Below are 21,407 nucleotides of genomic sequence, written 5' to 3' on the forward strand. Positions count from 1 at the left end.
ACCATACTGCAAAAACCGTGCCAACATATGTACATTAATTTTTAGAAACTACTTATCAGCCGATAGTTGCCATTTATTATTGGGAAGCCAAAGATATTGCAAGCCAATATGATGGTTCCAATAGTTATCAAGATCGGGATTGCCGGAATACCACATCAGCTCATCTTGTACACACGCAGAGAAACACTACCTTTTATAACAGTGCCAGTGCGTTTGTAACTATTGGTGTCAGTTGATTTGCCGCAATTCCGGTTGCAATACCTTGAACAGCATTCAGTGCGACTCTTAAAGTTCTTTTTGCCCAAGAAGGTTTATTGCATTCTTCTGTTATCAGATCTATAGTTTCAGTAAGGTCACTATTATTAAGACTATTGGCCTCTTCTTTAAGCTGACTAACTAAAGATAAGAATTTTTCTTTTTGCTCTGAATCTGAAATTATCTGAAGAGATGTATTATCCCTAATATCTCCTGCGCTCACAGAGCCAGCTCCCGTATTAGCTATAGCGGAATTGATATAGTACGTGTTCATAATTTGAGTTATTTTATCTTGTTGTTCTTCAATTTTTGAAAAATTAATTCCTACATTCATCTCTTTCTCTATGTCAAGAAAAAATGATAAAAGTTTAGATTTGAATATGTCTACTATATGAATCAGCGATGCCACTGAAAACTCTTGTTTTAATTGCTCAACATTTCCAGAAACATATTTATTTACTTCGGTATATGCCATTGCTGGTAAATTTGTGGAAACGTTACCGCCTTTTTTGTTTTCGTATATAGTTTCGATTTCTTGGAGTGAATGTGTAATGCGAACCTTACATATACATTCTTCAATAATGGGATCATCATAAATTCCTGCAGGAATAGTATAATTTCTCACATATCCAGAAAAAGGAATTGACAAGTCTGCTTTAACTATTGCATTTAGAACTCTATAATCAGGTAAATTAGAAGCGTCGGGATAGCCATTTTGTTCATTCTCTATCCAAGTTTTAAAATCATTGTTATTAAGCTTTGAGGCAACTATCTGGGCTTTTAACAATATCCCTTTTATAGGTTTGTCCTCACCCAAATCTTGTATTATCCTATCAACTAAATTTTTCATTATTAAGCATGTCTATTATTGAACTACTTATTATCTGTGCCAATCTTACAGGGACTGCATTACCTAGCTGACGCATGGATTCAGTCCATGATCCTATAATTTGGTAATCATCTGGAAAAGTTTGAATTCGTTTTGCTTCGAAAACAGTAAAGTATCTAACCGAACCATCGGGATATTTAATCATATTTTCTCCGCCTGGAACACCATGTGCTCCCGCTTTGATTGTTTTTGCAGGTTCGTCTATTGGACTACCGCTATGGCCGTAATACTCTTTAGCTCCACTTCTAACCACATGTTCACTAGGGTAGAATGTCAAATCACCTTCTTTAGGTAAATCTACAAGAGCATCCCGCACAGTTAACCAAGGTAGCGATTCAGGTGGGAAAAAACCGTATTTATACTCTAAGTAACTTTTATTTCTTGCAAATGTATTGTATTCAGAATTTGAAGGTAATATGCTATGTTTTTCCCAATATTCCTTGGTAACATACTTACTCCATAATAGAGCGTCTAACGAATGGGTAGGTGTAGGAAGATTCCATTCAATATGCAAGTCTTTTCTTACACCTACAATAATAACACGCTCTCTTTTTTGTGGAACGCCATAATCAGCCGCATTAACAAGATTTATATAAACATCATACTGTTCATGAAGAGGGACATCAGTCGCGCTCTGTTTAATTTTATTTATATGATTAAGGCAATCTGAAGACTGTGTAATTGTAGGGAAAGATAATTGTAATAAAATATAGTCAAGATAGCCTTTGAAATTTGTTCTGAGAAGACCCTTGACATTCTCAAATAAAAACACTTTTGGCTGAAGTTCACGAATCGAACGGATGGCTGAAGGAAACATGTCTCTCTCATCAAGATTTCCTTTAGCTTTTCCACCAAGAGAAAATGGTTGACATGGAGGTCCCCCTGCAATTATATCAATACCTCTATAAGAGGTAAAATCAAAATTTCTTATATCTCCTTCAAAAACAATATCACTATCGTAGTTCATTCTAAGCGTTCTGCATGCATCACAATTCCACTCTACAAAAGCGTTATGAGAAACACCTGCTAATCCTAACCCGGTTGCTAAACCACCCGCGCCGGAAAATATTTCTATTCCTGAAATCATTTTAGCCCTAAGAAATAATTGGTAATTGTTTTAAGTATAGCAGATGTATTTTTGGATGATTCTACACATTTAAGAGCCCATTTTCTTCCCGGATGAATGATATCCCATTCGGAACGTTCCTGATTGTAACGACCACTACCTGGATCGTGATTTCCAAAACCATCTATTAAACTGTTCCATAGTGGTAGATAATGTCGAATTAATGCCGCTTCAACGGTTCCAATAAGATTACTTGCTGCATTTTCAAGAATCATAAATCGGCATAGGAAATCATCTTTTGATAAATTCTTCGCAGCATTAATACTCTTTGTGTGGTCACACAATCTTCGATAAAGTTCTTGCGATGTGCTCTCGGCAATACGACCTTGACGCCAACCACGGGGAACAGCTTTACCTACATATATAGGCAATCTAAACTCCAATCTATTTATTTCATGAAATTTATGATAAATACCTTTCTTGCCTATAAAGTATAAAGCATAAACACCAGCACCATCAAAAGGCTCTAATGGAGGCAACGGCTGAACTGGAGTACCGTTGAAAAACCGTATAGTGTCCTTGATTAACTCTTCAAATTCAGGCGAGTAAAAGACATGTTTTGATCGATCAAAAGAAAAATTCATTTATACATGGAGTCCTCCAAGTAGGCTGACAAGTGACCAAATCTTTGCGTCTACAAGGAGAGTCTCGACTATATTGTTTTAATATTGTTCTTACATGGTGGCCATTGTCAGCATATACGCTTTGGACTGCAAAGTTAATAGAAATATTTGGAATTTTGACTGAATGAGTAAAAAAAAGTTAAATCTTTGGAGCATTGTAGGTTCATTGTAGGTTCAGCGTATGTCTCATATATCTCTTCCTCTAATTCCGAATTTGTCATATTTTGGATTTAGTTTGGTTCGGACTTTATATATGCCCGACTAAACCTAAACCAATATATACATGGAGCTGTGCAAAAGAAACAATGATTGGCAGGTGCTGGGCGGCAAGAGGCGATTAGTACGTTAAGAATATATAAAAACACCCAAATTTGCGATTTTGGGTGCAAATTTGGGTGTTAGTCTTGCAACTTGCTGATATTCAGCGTTATTTGCGGAGAGAGGAAAGTGAACTATTGTCGTAACTTATTGCCTTTCAAATTGCTATATTTCAAACCAAATCCCTTGTTAGGGTATTGTTAGGATTTTTTATGAGTTGGACAATGTTAATTTTCTTGACTTTTAAGGTCTCCGGAGGTGTTCAGCAGCCATTCGTAGGCAGGAAACACTTTGATGATTTTATCTTCAACAATTATGTCTTCACGCTGATGATCCGTTATGATATACATATTGTCACATCGAGTTATTTTGGCGCCGGCAAGACACCCACGTATTTCCCTCTTGCGGGTCTTTTCATTGGAAATATCGTATGAAACCTGGTATATGCCGATTGTCTGATTGCCGTTGCAGACTATGAAATCTGTCTCGCTGGTCTTTTCTTTGTGGTAATAAATATCACATCCTTTTCCTACATATCTTCTTTTTAGTTCCAGATACACGATTGTCTCCAATCTCCAGCCCAGGTTCTCTCCGGCAAAGGCGTTCTCCCGCTTGTCCATGAAAGCCACGTCGATGGCATAATACTTCTCATTGGTTGACCGCTGCCTGCTTTTGGGGGAGAATTTCTTTACTTGTGAAATCAGATAGGTCTGTTGCAGATATGACAGATATTTCAGTATCGTATGATTGCTTTTTACACCACTTATATCCATCAGTCCATCAACAGTGAAACAATCCGGCACCTCATTCAGCATGTGGTTGGCCAGCTTCATAAGCTCCTCCACGTTCCTCACATTGAACCTGTTTTTTATGTCCTGATTAATTATGTTGTCGAAGAGCGTACTTATATAAGTGGTATTTCCTGACTCATATATCAGTTCCGGAAAGCCGCCCGTATGTAGATACTCATTGAATTCTTTACCAAGCAGGCCTCTGTTGCGGGTTGTCATGCCATCATAGTTTAAGTCTTTTGCCTCACACCAATCCTTGAATGAGAATGGGAACAATTCAATTTTATGATGCCTTCCGGTAAGGTGAGTAGCCAAATCCGTACTGAGTAGTTTTGCATTGCTGCCGGTTATAATCATGTGGATACGTTGGCGCAAAAGGCGGTTGACAAACAAAGGCCACCCATCTACATTCTGAATTTCATCAAAAAACAGATAATCGAACTTGCCATATATGCGATACAATGCTTCCAATATCAAATCAAGATGCTCTCTACGGCATTCGGCAAGACGCTCATCATCAAAATTCACATAGGCATAGTTGACATTTGCTTTTTCAAGTGCCTTGAAGCATAAGGTGGACTTGCCGCTTCTCCTTACACCGATGACCACCTGAGCCTGTCTGCTCCGCAGGTCTATCAAATTCTCTTCGGGGCGAGAGATCAGATTATCTTCCCTCAAAAGGTCAAGTTCGGTCTTTTGGTCCCGTAATATGGTTTCAAGTTCTATCAGATTCATCTGCTTCGTATTTTAATGCAAAGGTAATATAAAAAATTGTACTACTGCACTTATTGGGAAGATTTCTATTATCACTACTGCACTTATTTGGGCGTTTTATATGGTTTATACTGCACTTATTTGGAAGTTTTCGTTGATTAACGGGATAATCGAAACTGAAAATTTCAAAACTAAAGCTTCGAGATGTGTGGCGCCAACGTTCCGGCATCTATCTTGTCAAGTATAAGCAACGAGGATTCAGGACGCGATTCAATCAACGCATCCGCCATATTCATCTGTCGGTCTGTTTTGGAATTGCGTCCGCATCCGGCAAGCAGCAGACACATTGCAATTATATGGAGAAGATACTTCATTACGCTCACAAAATATAACTGGACGGTCAGTTATTTGGAGTGCAAAGATAGTGCTTTTTAGCCACATATTCACTATGTTGGCAAAAAATGGTAAGGATAAGATGAAAATTCAGTATGTAAGTAATCCAGACCTACTGCCGCAGACGGCAAATAATATAGATAGAATGAAGTTTTATTCGTTGGATGTGATTATTTTTGTCAGTTATAGGGTAAAACACATCAGAGGAAGTTCCCTACCGTTCCCGGCATCACGTCGGGAACGGAATAGGATTGTATGATTAAATTGTTTTTATTTCATAATTGCGGAGTTGCCTGTATCCATTGTCTGAACCTCATCACCTCTACGGATTTTCTTTCCGAATCCGAATGTGTAGCTTGCGGTGATATTGATGAATTGATGGCTGTTGGCACTATACTCGGTGGAATACTGGTCAAACCATTTGCTTTGTAGTGAGTATGTGCTGTTGATCCAACTGCGACGGAATATGTTGACGGCATTCGCCGAAATATTCCATGCTCCATTACTCCATCCTATCTTTAACTGATAATGTGACTTTGGAGTATAAGATGTGGCATCAAGACTGTATTGTATCAATCCACGGTTTGCCAATGAATAATATGCCGAGACGTAGATGTTGCCGAGGTAGTATGTAGCAGACAGATTAAGCGACAGATAATTGGCTTTATCGGAATACAGCCCTGTTGTACGTTCGAACCACATCTGCGGGGTGGCACGTAGCACGAGACTGCGGTTAAGAAGCTTTGCCGACAACGTTGCTCCAATGTGGAAATCCTGATAATCTCCATCGTTTTCAAGTGAGCGTAGCATCATTCCATTCGGTCCTTCGGGACTGAACACTGGCACGACTCTGTTGAAATATCTGCTCCAGCCGGTAAATGCCGATAAGGATATCCTGTTGTTGGGGAGATAGGTGTAGTCTAATGTCACTTTACTCCAGTGGGTGTTTCTAAGGTGGAGGTTGCCTGTCTTATAAAGCAATTCATTCTCTTGAATCATATCGGGAGTCTTGTCGGCAGCAGTGACCGGATTGACGTTATATTGGGCGGAGAAACTGAATTGGTTTTTAGAATTCGGGGCATACTGAGTGCTCAACTGGACAATAGGTATGAAGCTATTTGTACGCACACCGCTAATTTTGTTTGACTCGCCGGCAAAACCGACAGCTAATTGGGCGAAGATTGGATCCTTGGTAAAAGTGTATGCAAAGAATCCGCCGTAGGCAAACTGGTTGAACTCCGGGGATGCTACGGTATTGCCCGAATACTTCACCTTGTCATAGTAATAGATGCCGAGAAGGTTGAAATCAACGGTATGATTTTTATGGAATGTCTTGTTCAGCTGTATCTGCAATTGTCCGGTCAAGGCATCCTCGGTTGCGTCTGTGACTATATCGGTTTCTTCTGACGAATACTTTCGGTTGCTTTTGGTATGCTCATAAAAGAACGAGGGTATAGCGTTGAGTTGAAAACCGTTTCCGAGATCAAAATAGTAGTTGCCACGCCAACGCGGATAAATGTATGTGGAATTTAGCGAATTGGAATAGCTGTTGCCTGTTGCGACTTCGGGTGAGAATATAAGCCGTCCGTTGTTGTCTTGGTGCGGTGTGTTTAATGCTGTCAGGAAAAAACTGTTGGAGATCACTGTCTTTTCCGATATGTATTTGGCGCGGAAGGATGCTCCGAATTTATTATTCTGAAATCTACTGTCATCAAGAAGATTGCTTCGGGTTATCTCCTTGACCGAACCGTCAGCCATAGGAAAACGGAAGATCTGCGTCTGATCTGAACCGGTATGATGGCGGTCGGTATATTTGTCGTTGACGCTTATGTCGTATGTCATCCGTTTATATGCAGTCTTGGCATAAGCAAGTCCACTGCCTGAACCTGCCATAATATTGCCAGTTCCGGAGAATTTGGCATATCCACCGTAATCATAGTGTTGGAGTGTGATATTGATGACATATCTCTCATGATTGAAACGAGGATCGGTCGGATATACGAAGTATTCAACTTTCTTTACATTCTCCGGACGTAGGGCGTCCTTCTCTTCTTGTGTGGCCTGTTCCATATCTATGTATATAGCCACTGCATCGCCACTTGGTGTGGCTACAGAACCGTCGGCTGGATTAACATTGATCTGCGGGATTGCCATACGGTCGAGCAAGTCAATGGCATTTTGAGCCGTTCGCTTGCTGTTCTTGTCAGGGTAGTAAGTGGTGACATTTGAAGAAGTCTTCTGCATTTGTGCCTCCACTACCACCTCCTTGAGATCCTTTGTCTTGACGGTATCCGTCGGTTCCTGTGCTGAGGCGATTGAGACGGCAGTCGCCGTGATGATTAATGATAACGTTGTTTTCATGTTGTTCATGACTCTATATGTATTCTGTTTTGGCGGTTTATCGCTGTGTTTTCTGCTGCAAAATTACTGCCGGATACTTTCATCCCAAAATAAAAACTTTCATATTGTTACAACTGTTATAAGTTTTATATTCTTGTAGCATAATGTGTTATATGATGGTGCTGTTTTTGTTTTTGTAAAAATAGTGGCAAACTTTCATCAACAGGGGATTCCCTTCGGCTTTTTTTACGGTGAGATTTATTTTTGGAGCCGTGAGCCCTTCTGGGTTGCAATATCTAAACCAAGTAACATAGCAATGCACGAGAACGATAAGCCCAATGCACTTGAAACCCTAATAGACAAAGTTTCAAGTGCCAACAATGAAATCATAATATACCAGCCTGATTCCACAGTGAAACTGGAGGTCAGACTGGAGGATGAAACTGTGTGGTTAACCCAAGCTCAAATGACCGAGTTGTTCCAGACTACCCGAAACAACATTACTCTCCACATACGAAACATATTCAAGGAGGGCGAATTAGATGAAAATTCAGTATGTAAGGAATCCTTACTAACTGCCGCTGACGGTAAACGATATAGAACGAAGTTTTATTCGTTGGATGTGATTATCTCCGTCGGTTACAGAGTAAAATCCATAAGAGGCACACAGTTCCGGCAATGGGCTAATAAGATTTTGAAAGAGTATCTGTTGCGAGGATATAGCGTAAATCAAAGATTATTATATCTTGAAAGCAGAATTGACCGAAGGTTTGCTGAACACGATATTCAGATCGCGGAATTGTCTGATAAAATGGATACCCGACGATTGATGTGAAGACCGTCGCCAATATCCACGATCGCTTCCTGATCGTGGACGAAGACCTGTATCATATCGGAGCATCCATCAAAGACCTCGGTAGAAAGCTCTTCGCCTTCTCTAAAATGGAAATGAAACCGGATATTATCCTCAATAATCTTTGATTATATTTCCGTTCCCGGCATCACGTCGGGAACGGAAATATATTAGTATGAGCAAATTGTTTTAGAAGGTAAATCCACAACGGATATTTATTCCGCCAATGTTGTGCCTTTCTCTGTTTTCAGTAGATATCTCCAATTTACCATTGACATATCGTCCGCTTTCAACTTTAGATGTTGTGGCTCTTTGATACATGTAGCCCACAGAAAGTTCCAATCCGAATCGCTTGGCAACAGACCAGGTTACGCCAACGGAAGGATTAAATAATGCCCCGCCATCATTGAAATCCCATTCCAATTTTCCACTGTATCCTGCACGGAGATCAAGGAATGGAGACCATTTGCCCGTAGGGAGTTGGCTGCGAAAATCCAGATACATCGGAAGTAGAACACTACCTGTATTAAAACCGATTCCGGCTCCGACAAATAGATAGCCTGGCACAACCTGATAGCCGTGTGTCGTGGAAATAGTCAAGGCGTTCTCTCCATGAGATCCCATGCCGATTACGCCTCCTAAATCGGCAAAACCTCGATAACCCTTTTGCGTCTGCCAATCATCGGCATAAGCAACGCTTGCCATTACAAGCGAAAGAATAAAAATTAGTGATTTCTTCATACCTTTTTTGATTTTGTGGAATCCGATCTTTCGCCGGACCTCTTATGGTTTGTATGATTAGCTGTTTATATTTAATTGGATTTTAAGCCTGTCTATCATTTCAGAAGAGTTTTCACATCCGAGGATATACTTTTTGCCATTTTTAAGTTTGATCAAGAAGCACTCATACCTATCGCCGTAATATGCGAAGTATGTTCCTATCTGTGAATTTGCGTACCATCCCCAGTATCCTGCAAATCCGCCACTACCAAACATTCGGAGCCCGATGCGTATTATTGGAATAGTCGAGGGCGTAATAGCTCTGACGGTTTCAATGTTTGAGATTAATATTCTCTTGTTACCTATTCGCTTACGTACTGTGATTGAAGTGTCGTCAACTGAAATGCTTATCGGTGCGACTGTCCACATAGCGACGAATACCAGTACTGTTATGGTAGCCCAAACAATAAACTTTCCGAGTATATCTCTTGTGCAAATCAACCCAACGCACAAAACCACGGTTACGAGAATAGTAATGACCCAAACATACATATCCCACTTTACTTTTTGTTTCATAAACAATGACTTTTTATTTTAGTATGGCAGAACTGGCTGTGCCAGATCCGGATATTTCATTATTACGTTGCACTTTCTTGCCGTAACTCATAGTATATGTGACGGATACGGTATAACGTGCATGGCGTTGTGTCCCGTAAGTAGTTCGGTCAAAGCTATAATACTCGCTTGTTAATGTTTCCTTATAATCATCCCATGAGGTGTGGAAGAAATTATAGGCAGCGGCATTTATATTCCATGTGCCATTCCCCCAACCAATTTGAATTTGATATGTTGATGGAGTGCGACTGATGATCCCGCTATTCCTTTCTTGATATTTGCTTGGAGTCTGATACCAGCCTGTAAAATAGAAATTATTGAGATAGTATGTAAGTCTTACGGTGCAAGTCAATTGATTATTACTCCATGCGTAATCACCGGTTGTCTTTCTGATCCAAAACTGTGGACGCAATTTAGCTATAAGTTTCCCTCCCAAAAATTTCCCGGTTGCGTTGAACCCTATATAGTCTCTAAAATAGTCACCACCGTTGAAATATTGACGGAGCATTGTACCATTCGGACCTGTGGGAGAATATAGGGTAACACATCTGTTTTTGACATATCCGAAATAAGCATCTGCGGTCAGTTGCCATCGGTTGTTGGGTAGCCAAGTGTATGAAAGGAGGGCATTGGTATACTTGTAATCTTTTAATTCCGGTGTCCCTCTATACCACATCAACTCATCTTGTTGGAGTGTGTTCGGACTCTTTTGCGAGGCGTTAGGAAACATAGAACCATAATTTGATGTAAAATACATTTGATGCTTGTTATTCGGTGACCAAGTGGCATTGATATTAGTCTGCGGAAAGTTGTTGTCGGCTTTTATCCCCGATATTCTGTTGGTCTCCCATATCCATGCCAACCCTGCTCCAATATTCCATTTCTCATTGAATATATGCTGGTAATTCTGACCAAGGAAATATATGCCTACATCATATTTCTGCTTGGAGGGGGAATTCCCGTAGTAATTGATTATATTCCAATCGTGTTGTACTCCAAAGTTTGTGAAGAATTGGTTGTGCTTATTTGGATTCCAGTTCAGATGCAGATACACACTCATTTTGTGAACATCCTCCTTGGCGTCATTTACAATTGACAATTCATCATGTACACTATAATTTGAATTGGATGTATTGCGACCATAGGTGTAAACCGCATCCACATTAAGAGCCGCACACTTTGAAAGCATAAAAAAATACCATCCGTTGTAATTAAGTGCCCAATCTTTAGAAGATGAGGTAGTTGAGGATTTTGAAATAGGGAATAGGTCAGATGAATAGGAGATATTATTGCTGAGGTCATTATGGGGAATATTGGTCAGACTGTACGCTAACTTATTCGAGAACTGAAACCTCTCAGTGTTGTATAATGCACGAAAACTGAAATCATTGCTGTTGTTCCTGTAACGTGACGAACCAGTTTCAGATTTTCGTATCACAGACATTGGACCTTCTCCATTCAAGTCAAGAAAATTGAAATGTTCAGATGAATTTTGCCCCATGTGAGTGTTAGTCAGATATATTTCATCGGCAAAAACATCAAACGTCATCCGTTTATATTTTATCTTGGAGTACAATTGTCCCTCAGTTCGGTTGACTCCTATCCATTTGTTTGCGTTAAGTTTGGTGTATCCTCCCCATTCATATCTCTGCATTACGAAGTTTATCACGTATTTTGCACCTTGAAAGCGTGAGTCAGTCGGATGAAGGTAGTATTCAACTTTCTTTACGTCCTGTGTCCTCATTCCTTGCAAATCTTCGGAGGTTGCCGGGATATAGTCAATGAAGATTGAGATATTTTGTCCGTGCGCGGTCTTCACCGCTTGATTTACAGGGTCAACCTCAATTTGAGGAATGGACATTTGTTCAAGTAAAGAAACTGCATTTTGTGCTGCATTCTTTTGTTTCGCCATAGGGATATAAGTTGAAACTTCTGCATTGACACGCTGATTGGATGCCTCAACGACTATCTCTTGTAGTTCTTGTGTCTTGACGGTATCCGTCGGTTCCTGTGCTGAGGAAGCTAAGACGGAAGTTGCCGTGATGATTAATGATAACGTTGTTTTCATGTTGTTCATGACTCTATATGTATTCTGTTTTGGCGGTTTATCGCTGTGTTTTCTGCTGCAAAATTACTGCCGGATACTTTCATCCAAAAATAAAAACTTTCATATTGTTACGGCTGTTATAAGTTTTATATTCTTGTTGCACAATGTATTATATGATGGAGCTGTTTTTATTTTTGTAAAAATAGTGGCAAACTTTCATCAACAGGGGATTCCCTTCGGCTTTTGTGCTAAAAGAACAAAAGCAACAGTCAATATGATAAGGGATGACAACGATTTTCTCATATAGTATACGATCTTTTGTTTTCTGCTGCAAAATTACTGCCTATAATTTTTTTGTGCCATACCCAAAAGTGTATGATTGCATTAGCCAACGATTATTTTGGGATTTAAACTTGCTTAGGTATAGGTATGTTGATGTCATCATAATATATGATGACACCTACTTCAAGGATATATATTGTAAAATATTATGACAATTGTTTGATGAAATTTAAGTCATTATAGACTTTTCAGCAGTTTGCGCACGTAGATGCCGATATTCGTTTCATGTTTGTCTATACCGAGTTTCTTGCGAATGGCGCTGCTTATGTTTACATGACCCGGTTTCTTCATGTAGTTTCCTACTTCCTTGCCACGGAGTCCTATCGCATATAGGCATACATAATTGATCTCATCCTCTGTCAAGCCATGTTCCTCAAAATATTGGATGAATCGGGGATGTGATGCCTGAAATGCCAACCGGTTGGAGTTCATAAACGCCTCCGTATTTTCGGTAAGTTCCCTTACCCATACATCATACGGCTTTTCGTATTGCTCATTTGATGTGATGTATCCTGCCAATAGAGAGTTAAGCATCTCAATTCTAACTTGAATAGCCTTCTGAACTTCTTCAGGTAATTCCACGGAAGTCGCCATCAATTCTTTGAGAGAACGGCTCTCTTCTTCAAGGGTATCGACTCTATGAGCAAGATTTTCCGCTTCAAGAGCCAACCTTTCTTGTTCCGTCTTCAATTGGGCATTTTCAGCTTCCTTGGTTCTGGCTATTTGTATGGCCAATGCTTTCTCTGATTGCTTATTGCGGACCGTGAGCAAAAGAACTCCTACAAGCAAAACCAATATTACCAATCCACCGATACAGCTCCATATAATTCGGGTGTTCCTTTCGGCTTCTTTTTGGGCTTGAATTTCTATTTTGTTTCGTGCTTGAATGGTTTGAGTCAGATATTCAAATTTCTTCAAATTAATAGAATCATACGCTATGGAATACTTTTCATAGATAGAAAGCGCGTCCTTGAAATTACCGATACCTTTATAAATGGGGAGCTGAACCGATAGCAATCTTAGCCCATTATATTCAGAATTTGACGCTCTTACAATATCCAGTAGTTCTAACGCATACTCATTATTTCCCAATTTATTATATGCAAGAGCCAAATCCATCAATTTGTCTGGATTAAAAGGTAAGGAATGCTCTTGTTGAGAAAGCATAATTCTAATTTCTTCTTTATCTCCAAATTTTGAAGCATAATGTAGATTCTGCTGCCATAATTTCCCCGCTTCAATGGAGTCATTTATGGCAAAGTTGTTGCAGACTGATGACAAGCTATCGGCAAGTGGCTTATCATTCAATATTATTGCTTCATTGTATGCCCTAAGCAAACAATCAAACTCCTTATAATTCTGTGATATTCTATTATAAATTCGGGATGCCTCTAAATTTGATTTCAGACCATCCTCTAATGCGTATAGTTGGTCATATAAATAGCCTTGCGCAGCATATGCTCTTGCAAGAACATATAAATCAGTAATGGTATTTTCCAAATCAATTGCTTTGGAAAACGAATTAAGTGCATTATCCCTATTCCCTTGATTATTGAATATCACCCCTTGATAATAATAGGTTCGGAGTTTTTCATTAGGTGTTCCATGTTCAAGATAGTAGTCAATGGCGGGTTGCAGGACATCAAATGTGGTGGTGTCAATGTAGTTCTTATCGAATGCCATAGACTTCAGTAACGCATAGCGAGCTTTCTGTTCCTTGCCCGACAGGGCATTGGCATCGATATTGTCAAGTATGAGTAGCGAGGAATCCGGACGCGACTCAATTAACGCATCCGCCCGATCCAACTGTCGGTCTATTTCGGAATTGCGTCCGCAACCGGCAAGCAGCAGACACAATGCAATTATATGGAGAAGATACTTCATTAAGCTCACAAAAGGTCAGTTATTTGGAGTGCAAAGATAGTACTTTTTAGCCACATATTCATTATGTTGGCAAAAATTATGGTAATAAACCGTTCCCGGCATCACGTCGGGAACGGAATAGGTTTGTATGATTAAATTATTTCAGTATTCCTGATGAAGATGAATTTCCGCCTTTTGCTACAATATAATGTCACACTGTCTTTCCATATTCGTATGTGTGTGCAGAAAGTAGAATACGCATATTGACATCTATGCAGAATTCTATGTAGGTGGCATTTCAATTTGCTACATAATGCTTGGTTGTCTTTTCAGGACTGTAAATTCTGAGATTGCCGATACAAGCATTTGCAGGGATTATTTGGCTTTCCCATGAACCTTGCGTGAACTTGAACTCTGCAGGTAAGCGCAAGTTCAAATCGATGGAATAGGTATTGTCTTCATTTTTGTTCATCTTAAGCCCCATAGGATTCCAATTGATGATGCTCTCTTGATTACCGGTGATATATACATCCCCCTCGGCATACGGAGCATCGAGAGTAATATGGACAGGATATAGCTTATCGTTATTGAACGTGGTGTTCAGTCGATACATAGAATAAAGAGGAAGCGCATCCATCAGACATTCAACGAAACAAGTCATGTGGGTCAGATGGGGATATTCCTTGAAAAATATTCTGACCGATTCGGGGATATGCGCAGATTCCATTTTTGACTTTACCAAGTCCCAACCTTGACGCCACTCTGCTGGCCAGCCCGTTTCTTCCGATTCATTGGACATGGTGAGAAACAGGAAATGTGGTTTGCCATTGTTGAAGTCATAGTTGATGAAATTGTCAGCAAGCTTAAAGTTATCTTCTATAAAATTAGGTGAAAGAGCTATATAGTCATCAAACGTATCTTCCGAAGCGAGAGCATTGAGCACAAAAGATGCTCCGAGCGAATGCCCTATGGCAAGTGTATGACCGGAAGTGCGATAGTGACTGTTGATGTATGTGAATACATCTTCACGAAGGAATTTCTTGAAATTCTCATAGTTACCATAAAGATTTGATTGGTATGTCGCATTTGTAGGCACCGGTAGGAAATCGTTGGAGCGTTGATATTCAGGTGTGGTTGGAGAAGTGATACCTACGACTATGAATGGAAAAATATCTGCGTCCACGTCCATATTCTGACATACTTCCAAAATACCGTATGTCAAGGCAAATTCAGCTCGCCACTGAGCATCGAATACATATACGACATCGTATTCCGACTGATTTCTCTCGTTGTAATATGGTGGGGTATAGATAAATATCTCTCTATCGAATGGAAAATCCGGAGAGTGGAATGTCTTGCTTACTACTTGTGCTGTTTCTTGAGACTGAACAGTCAGAATTGATGCCAAGAAACAAAGTAAAAATTGAATGATTCTTTTCATTTCTATGGATAGTTTGGTTTTCTGCTGCAAAGTTACTGTCGGTGAATTATTCTCACCATACCCAAAAGTGTATGATTGTATTAGTGGATGAAAATATACCCTTTTGGGTATGGCGCATGAGATCGGGTCTTTCTAATTTCGCATCAGAAAATTTAGAGAAGAGCCACACTCCACTAAATTAACTTGTAATTGGTAGCGGCGGCGATGGCTTCGGAAATGTTGCGGACAGAAAGTTTCTCAAATATCCGCTGACGGTATTTCTTCACGGTGTCGGGCGAGAGACAGATGCGGTCGGCAATCTCCGCCATTGTATAGCCCTGGATAGAGAGCGTAAGCACAGATTTCTCGCCCTCGGTCAATGTCGGCATCTCTTTCTTCTCCCATCGATGCGAAGTAGTGTTGTATGAAAAATATTCGGAAGATCCCGTGCGGTGCATCTCGATATTGCCCGGCGTTGTGTGCGGCGAAGCTGACACAACGCACAATGCGAGCCAGATGCGCCCGTCGGAAGTAAGGGCGAGCGAAGTGAGTTTGTGATTTATCAGAATGGGGTGTCCGTTGTTCAGGATGTGGAAATCGTAAGATATATACCAGTCCTTACGCTCCTCCCGTGGTATTTTATGGTGGAAGGCAAACCCGGCGCGGTTGATATCAAGCAGAAGTGCCTGTTCATCCTCCGGCACATATTTTAGGTAGAAATGATAGCCAAGCCGCATCATTTCATCAGGAGTAAGACCGCAGAGAAACATCGGGTTTGGCGACACATAGAGAAAATTCTGCTTGAAATAGTCAATGATATAGACGCTCTGGTAAGTGGAGCGTGAAAACGCCTCTGCCGAGCGGATATACTCATCCACACGGCCGTAATCAAGCTCATCGGGCAACTTGACCTCATTGTCAGGTATGAAAAAATCGTTGGGCGTATTCATATCAATGCAAAATTACTAAAAAATCGCTGTATTAACGAAATCCACACCAATTTTTCTCTTTTTAAGATAAGGATAAAGGGTCTGAGTCATCATTTTGGCATGTCGTACAAGACCGATAATCCCAAATACGCAAAATTGAGGACTAGGCTATCAAAGAAATACGCAAGGTTTCTTGGAAAGAATCAGGCGATTGATGTGAAGACCGCCGTCAATATATTTCCAAAATATTAGGATTCTGTAGATTGAAGTAATCTTTGTCCATTATTGCTGAGTTGACGTAGGTGGTATTTCCAATCTGTAGAATGCCGTTGTTGGCATGAATATGACCGAAAAGATGTAACTTGGGATTTATTCCTGTAACCTTTGTCAATAGTTTTCCCGAACCATAATTGAAATTGTCATCAAAGTCAAGAATACCATGAGGAGGTGTGTGGGTAATCAGAACATCGGTGTCAGTTGGAATTTTTGTGATATTGATGTCTTGACGGTCTGTCATACAATCATCCATAAACATTGGCATGCCATAAAATTTCATACCTTCAATCTCAATGCCGGAATTACATAGATAATGCACATTTCCATCCAGTCCGTCGATGTCTGCACCATACAGGCAATCATCATGGTTGCCACAGATGAAAATTTTGTGGTTATATGGCAAATCGCAGAACCAGTTCAAGAAATCAATAGCCTCAGTTTCCGAACCGGTCATGCAGAAGTCGCCGGAGTGTACCACGATATCAGCTGTCGGGAGCTGCTTCAGCCTCCGGTGGCAACCATGTGTGTCAGATAAATGTAGTATCTTCATAACAATTGTTTTATGGCATTTTCAGGCAATATCCCTAAAATAAAAAATCCTGTAAGAATTTACTTACAGGATTTTTCAATGTTTATTGGCGGAGAGAGAGGGTTATGAACCTACTCCCCAATATCCTTGAAATTCAATTTCTTATCATCATGTCAAAGCCTTAGGGGGTACAACTTAGGTTACAAGAATAACGCTTTTCTGTCACCTTTTGGCTATTCGTTGTCTGCCTAAAACTACGGTTCAAAGATACGGCTTTCTTTTGATATATGCAAATCATTGAAAATAAATCTTCTGCGGTTAGTGCAAGGTGCAAGCTATATATAAAGATATATACTTGCACCTTGCACTAAAACCTTAGTTTCTTGTGAAAGATACATTTCTTGAAATAATAATTTGTGTATTTCATATTAACTTCATACTTTTGCATACCATATAGTATGGTATGCAAAAGTATATTAACATGAAGAAAGTAGAAAAAAAACAATGGTTCATTATTGGGCTCCAAATTATAGAAAATGAGGGAGTTTCAAAAATTACAATAGACAACTTATGTGCTTTGTTGAAAATCACAAAAGGAGCGTTCTATCATCATTTCAAAAATATAGATGGATATATAGATGCACTTATGACCTTTTGGGTTAAAGAAAATACACTTACATTCATTGAGAATGCAGAAAAACTTGTCAGTGCAACAGAAAAGTTGTATTCTTTAGCTCAAATGTCTGCTTCTTCCGAATATAAATGCGAGGGTCGTATTAGGGCGTGGAGCTATACTAACAATATAGTACAGCGATATGTAACACAAGTAGATAAATTGAGATTAGATTATTTAATTAAATTAGGTCAAGATTGCGGTTATACATTAGAATATGCACATAAAATAGCAACTATTCAATATGCCTTACTTATTGGGCTACAGCATATTTGTTCTGAAATTCCTACTTGTGATTTTAAAGAACTTCAAGATATGCTCTTAAAGAAATTTGAAATAAAAAAATAAGAGTAAATCATGATACTAAGCAATAGTTTAATCACAAAATATCTCCCAGCAGACTACAAAGATTGTTTTTGGGAAAAAATTACAGATAAGCCACATATTTCTGTGAAAAAACTGTTTGATTCTATGTTCATTCAATACCCTAAATGGGCATTATGGTTATTGAAGTTACGTGATTTTATTGTAAAACCATTAGGTATTAAAGCAAGTAAATCATTTAAAGAGTTAATCAGAGAAGAAAACAGTCACGAAATTATCTTAGGGACAAAAGATAAGCACTTGACATTTTATGTGTCCATATCTTGTATTGAAACAAGATGCAACGAACAAATTGCAAGTATAACTACACTCGTGAAATATAATAATATTTTAGGCAAGATGTATTTTGTCGCAATATGGGTATTCCACAAATTTATAGTCCATAAAATGTTAAAACGAGCTATTAGAAAGTGTGATAAATAGATTTTAGGAAGTATATATTAAAGATAGCTATTTATGGTAACTTCTTTCATATCTCATTAAGTAACTTTGTTGCCAATAATAGAAATGACAATGGAAACAGATATAGAAACCAAATATTGCCAAACCTGCGGAATACCCTTAGATATTGACTACAATAATCTTGGGGTAAATACGAGTGCGGAATATTGCGACTATTGTTTGAAGCATGGTGTCAAGGGTTACGATTTTTCGATGGACTATCTGATTTACCTTTGGGGGCTTTTCCCCGAAGAGTATTATAAAGAAGTAGGTATATCCTATACTTCGCAGGAAATCAGAGAGGTAATGTCAAAACGGCTTCCCGAAATAAAACGGTGGAAACAAAAAATCAATACAGCCCACGTGTTATATGAGCTGATTGTAAGGGTACAAGAATACATTAACCGCCATTTGTTCGAGGAACTTAGTTTAGATGCCCTATCGCAAACGGCAGGTATTTCCAAATACCATTTCCGGCGTGTTTTCAAGGCTGTATGTGGTGAAAATGTCGGGCTTTACATTCAACGGTTAAGATTGGAATATATCGCTTTCAAGTTAATTTCAACCGATATAAGTGTTACAGAATTGTTATGCCACATAAACTACCAAAACAAACATACACTTTCAAGGGCATTCAAAAGTTATTTTAAGTGTACGATACCGGAATTTCGTAAACTACATTCCAATGCTAACCCCGCAGGAATGTATCCGGTGCAAATTGTTCCTTGCATTGAGAAAGTTCCGCCTGTTCGTATTGCCTGTTTGAAACTGGAATGGACGGAACATATAAACCATGATTTTACGGTATTATGGAAACAGATTCTACGCCTTTCTGAAAATTGCGGTTTACAGTCAAGTGGCTGTAAATTTATAAGCCTTACATTGGATTGTCCGCTAATTTCTTCAGAAGAACAAACCCGTTTCATGGTGGGTATAACCGTTACGGAATCATTTAACGTTCCCAATGGCTTTTCTGTTCATGAAATAGAAGCCGGAGAATATGCAGTGTTTCAATTCAAGGGGTTATATCACGAGTTGAACAGAGTATATCGTTACATATACCTTGATTGGTTGCCGACAAGTGGATATGCGCTACGGGAGCCTTACACATTTGAAACCTATCTCAATACTCCCGAAAAGACCCCTGTTTCGGAGTTGAGAACGGATATTTATATTCCTATTGTGCGAAAGAACAAATGAATGACTTAAATAAGGAAATTGAACAACAGCTAAGAAATGAAAATGCCGATTTTGTTCACTTCGTGGATATTTCCATGCTGGATATACGACAAAACCGGGGTTTTCCCTATGCCCTACTGATAGGAATTGCCATAAATCCACATTTTATCAAAACTGTACATGATAGTCCCGATTATGTGCATACCCTCAGCGATGAATATGCACAGGCAGAAAAACGGGTGGGAATGATTGCAGACAAACTGGCTGGGCGGCTTATCAGCAAAGGTTACAAAGCATTATCACAGTCCGACAATGCCTTGATAACCGAGAATACATTTGACTTCACAACAAAAACGTCCGTTTTACCACATAAGACCATTGCCGTACTTAGTGGTACTGGTTATATTGGCAAAAACAACCTGTTCATCACGGCTGAATATGGAGCGGCACAATGTCTTGGCTCTGTCCTAACAAATGCCCCTTTATCAATAATGGAACACGAAATCAAGTCGTCGCAATGCGGTAATTGTAATATATGCAGGGATGTATGCCCTCAAAAAGCGTTAAACGGGGTTGTATGGGACATGAATGTTTCAAGGGATGAGATAGTAAATGTTTATGACTGTGTTACGTGCTTGAAATGTTTGGTTTATTGCCCGAAAACAAAGGCATACATGAAACGACATATCACTATGAAGTAAGATGAAGGGGTATATAGGTAATATATTGCAGGAAATAGACATAGAGATTGACGAAATCGACCTCTACGGCTATGATATTATCGAAACCTCTCTTTCAATGGTACATAAGCTGCAAACGGTTCTTGATGATTTGAGAACTAAAATACAAACCTATATATTTCCAACCAAAGAGGACGAAATCTTATTTTTCAAGACACAGAAACCGGAAATACTCGGTCGGTTGCTATTCTTCTATAAGATATACAAGATTGAAACACAATGCCCTAATGGTAGCGATGAAGTGATTAGGAATTATATCAATCGGGAACTGGATAATCTGACCTATTTCTTCAATCGCAATTTGGACTTTTATCAATACTACCGTTCACACTCCACTGTGTACGATGAATACTACTTTGTACGTGGAAAAGCTGATTTGCGGTTATGTACCGATAGCGCTCAGTTTGATAAAGACCCTAATTTCTCAACCGGATATGACTATAAAGTGGCAAAGATTATCGCCAATGAAATGCTGCGCATTTATTTGAATAAGCGATTGGTGAAACTGGTAACGAATAATCAGATAGAAGATAACCTACAAAGATGCTTCAAATATCCGTTCCGCTTCACAGGCAAAAAGTCATATCTTATCGAACTGGGATATTCTCTTGTATCTTCGGGCGACATAAACAATGGCAACGTGGAGATAAAAGAAATGATGAATTTCCTTAGTACAATATTCCACATGGATTTAGGGGATTATTACGCTTCATATATAGCCATGAAAGAGAGAAAAGACCGGACGGCATATCTTCATCATCTGATAGAGAGCCTTGTTAAGCGGATGAATGAAGATGATATGAAATAAATTCCTGTATTCCAGTATGTAGAAGTACCATGTTCTCCCCAACATGGTACTTTCTTTTTATGGTGAAATCTACTTTGAAAAATGACATTTCGGAGAACTTTTACGCCAATATTCCCCTAAAAATAGCTTGAAAAAAAGT

At 39.3% G+C, this 21,407-nt stretch carries 18 protein-coding genes and 1 pseudogene; 6 read left to right on the forward strand and 13 right to left on the reverse strand.

Annotated features, from left to right (window positions below; genetic code table 11):
* Positions 1–193: 193 nt before the first annotated feature.
* The 6 genes from E5331_RS09380 to E5331_RS09405 form a co-directional block, all read right to left on the reverse strand.
* Positions 194–1,105, reverse strand: a complete 912-nt coding sequence (locus E5331_RS09380) for an AbiTii domain-containing protein (protein ID WP_123482185.1) — start codon at positions 1,103–1,105, stop codon at positions 194–196.
* Positions 1,089–2,231 carry a DNA cytosine methyltransferase gene (locus tag E5331_RS09385; RefSeq protein WP_275441156.1) on the reverse strand — a complete coding sequence of 381 codons (1,143 nt, stop codon included), beginning with the start codon at positions 2,229–2,231 and terminating at the stop codon, positions 1,089–1,091. The genes E5331_RS09380 and E5331_RS09385 overlap by 17 nt, the downstream gene beginning before the upstream one ends.
* On the reverse strand, positions 2,228–2,854 hold the full coding sequence (locus tag E5331_RS09390) for an Eco29kI family restriction endonuclease (protein ID WP_123482186.1): 627 nt from the start codon (positions 2,852–2,854) through the stop codon (positions 2,228–2,230). Before E5331_RS09390 ends, E5331_RS09385 begins: the two co-directional genes overlap by 4 nt.
* Before the next feature lie 584 nt (positions 2,855–3,438).
* A complete protein-coding gene (locus tag E5331_RS09395; protein WP_123482187.1) occupies positions 3,439–4,737 on the reverse strand; it encodes an ATP-binding protein in 1,299 nt (432 codons plus the stop codon).
* 170 nt (positions 4,738–4,907) lie between these two features.
* Positions 4,908–5,090 (reverse strand): hypothetical protein, encoded by a 183-nt coding sequence (locus tag E5331_RS09400; RefSeq protein WP_123482188.1) that lies wholly within the window; start codon positions 5,088–5,090, stop codon positions 4,908–4,910.
* Positions 5,091–5,379: 289 nt separating this feature from the next.
* Positions 5,380–7,470 (reverse strand): hypothetical protein, encoded by a 2,091-nt coding sequence (locus E5331_RS09405; RefSeq protein WP_135985641.1) that lies wholly within the window; start codon positions 7,468–7,470, stop codon positions 5,380–5,382.
* 295 nt (positions 7,471–7,765) lie between these two features.
* Between E5331_RS09405 and E5331_RS09410 the strand changes: the two are divergent.
* A pseudogene (locus tag E5331_RS09410) lies at positions 7,766–8,430 on the forward strand (virulence RhuM family protein).
* 61 nt (positions 8,431–8,491) lie between these two features.
* Here E5331_RS09410 and E5331_RS09420 read toward each other — a convergent pair.
* The 7 genes from E5331_RS09420 to E5331_RS09450 all read right to left on the reverse strand — a co-directional run bounded on the left by E5331_RS09420 (position 8,492) and on the right by E5331_RS09450 (position 17,064).
* Positions 8,492–9,043: a hypothetical protein gene (locus tag E5331_RS09420; protein WP_135985643.1), complete on the reverse strand. Its 552-nt coding sequence runs from the start codon at positions 9,041–9,043 to the stop codon at positions 8,492–8,494.
* 57 nt (positions 9,044–9,100) lie between these two features.
* The gene (locus E5331_RS09425) at positions 9,101–9,598 is read right to left on the reverse strand and encodes a PH domain-containing protein (protein ID WP_123483410.1); all 498 of its coding nucleotides are present in this window, start codon (positions 9,596–9,598) and stop codon (positions 9,101–9,103) included.
* A 13-nt stretch (positions 9,599–9,611) separates the two neighbouring features.
* Entirely contained in the window at positions 9,612–11,705 is a 2,094-nt protein-coding gene (locus tag E5331_RS09430) for a TonB-dependent receptor (RefSeq protein ID WP_135985644.1), read from the reverse strand.
* A 498-nt stretch (positions 11,706–12,203) separates the two neighbouring features.
* Positions 12,204–13,919, reverse strand: coding sequence for a tetratricopeptide repeat protein (locus E5331_RS09435; RefSeq protein ID WP_135985646.1), 1,716 nt, complete (start codon positions 13,917–13,919; stop codon positions 12,204–12,206).
* Between the two features lie 268 nt (positions 13,920–14,187).
* Complete coding sequence (locus E5331_RS09440) at positions 14,188–15,330, reverse strand: alpha/beta hydrolase-fold protein (protein WP_123483414.1); 1,143 nt, start codon at positions 15,328–15,330, stop codon at positions 14,188–14,190.
* 173 nt (positions 15,331–15,503) lie between these two features.
* Positions 15,504–16,259, reverse strand: a complete 756-nt coding sequence (locus E5331_RS09445; RefSeq protein ID WP_123483415.1) for a helix-turn-helix transcriptional regulator — start codon at positions 16,257–16,259, stop codon at positions 15,504–15,506.
* Between the two features lie 208 nt (positions 16,260–16,467).
* Positions 16,468–17,064: a metallophosphoesterase family protein gene (locus E5331_RS09450; protein ID WP_135985648.1), complete on the reverse strand. Its 597-nt coding sequence runs from the start codon at positions 17,062–17,064 to the stop codon at positions 16,468–16,470.
* 460 nt (positions 17,065–17,524) lie between these two features.
* Between E5331_RS09450 and E5331_RS09455 the strand changes: the two genes are divergently transcribed.
* The 5 genes from E5331_RS09455 to E5331_RS09475 all read left to right on the forward strand — a co-directional run bounded on the left by E5331_RS09455 (position 17,525) and on the right by E5331_RS09475 (position 21,268).
* The gene (locus tag E5331_RS09455; RefSeq protein ID WP_123483417.1) at positions 17,525–18,064 is read left to right on the forward strand and encodes a TetR/AcrR family transcriptional regulator; all 540 of its coding nucleotides are present in this window, start codon (positions 17,525–17,527) and stop codon (positions 18,062–18,064) included.
* 9 nt (positions 18,065–18,073) lie between these two features.
* Positions 18,074–18,523, forward strand: a complete 450-nt coding sequence (locus E5331_RS09460) for a DUF2867 domain-containing protein (RefSeq protein ID WP_123483418.1) — start codon at positions 18,074–18,076, stop codon at positions 18,521–18,523.
* Between the two features lie 90 nt (positions 18,524–18,613).
* Positions 18,614–19,741, forward strand: coding sequence for a GyrI-like domain-containing protein (locus E5331_RS09465; RefSeq protein WP_104404247.1), 1,128 nt, complete (start codon positions 18,614–18,616; stop codon positions 19,739–19,741).
* The gene (locus E5331_RS09470; protein ID WP_104404246.1) at positions 19,738–20,421 is read left to right on the forward strand and encodes a 4Fe-4S dicluster domain-containing protein; all 684 of its coding nucleotides are present in this window, start codon (positions 19,738–19,740) and stop codon (positions 20,419–20,421) included. Before E5331_RS09465 ends, E5331_RS09470 begins: the two co-directional genes overlap by 4 nt.
* 1 nt (position 20,422) lies before the next feature.
* The gene (locus E5331_RS09475) at positions 20,423–21,268 is read left to right on the forward strand and encodes an RteC domain-containing protein (protein ID WP_123483419.1); all 846 of its coding nucleotides are present in this window, start codon (positions 20,423–20,425) and stop codon (positions 21,266–21,268) included.
* The last annotated feature ends 139 nt before the right edge of the window (positions 21,269–21,407 follow it).

The sequence above is a fragment of the Lepagella muris genome, from assembly GCF_004793975.1.
GTDB lineage: Bacteria > Bacteroidota > Bacteroidia > Bacteroidales > Muribaculaceae > Lepagella > Lepagella muris.